The sequence below is a fragment of the Pandoraea sp. B-6 genome, assembly GCF_000282835.1.
Taxonomy (GTDB): domain Bacteria; phylum Pseudomonadota; class Gammaproteobacteria; order Burkholderiales; family Burkholderiaceae; genus Pandoraea; species Pandoraea cepalis.
Map to the genome: position 1 here is coordinate 1 of NZ_KB290494.1, position 376 is coordinate 376.

Consider the following 376-nt stretch of genomic DNA (forward strand, 5'->3'; position numbering starts at 1 on the left):
ACGGCGATCAGCGCCCTGCGCACCCGCCTGCGCGGCCAGTTGGCACGGCGTGCGCCGCACGCCGCCCGACTCGCCAGCGTCGACGCCGTCATGGAACGTGTGATGGCCGCCCGTGAGCGCACACTTCTCGCCGGTGTACCGAATCTGCTCGAAGGGCACTTCGTGCGACTGCGCGATACGGAACAAGCCGCCATGGCCGCCCCGCGCGTGCCCGGCGCGCCGCCACTCGCGCCCGCCGGCACATGGCTCGACACCTTTCACCGGGACATGCAGAGCATCCTGCTCGCAGAACTGGATATACGCCTCGAACCGATCGAAGGGCTGATCGCCGCCCTCGCCTCGGCGCCCCCCGGCGAAAACGTTAGTGAACCCGGAC

The 376-nt window shown here is 69.9% G+C and carries 1 protein-coding gene; it reads left to right on the top strand.

Going from position 1 to position 376, the window contains the following annotated elements:
* Window positions 1–376: DUF3348 family protein (locus A985_RS28415; RefSeq protein WP_017232111.1), on the top strand; the 376-nt coding region annotated here is incomplete at both ends.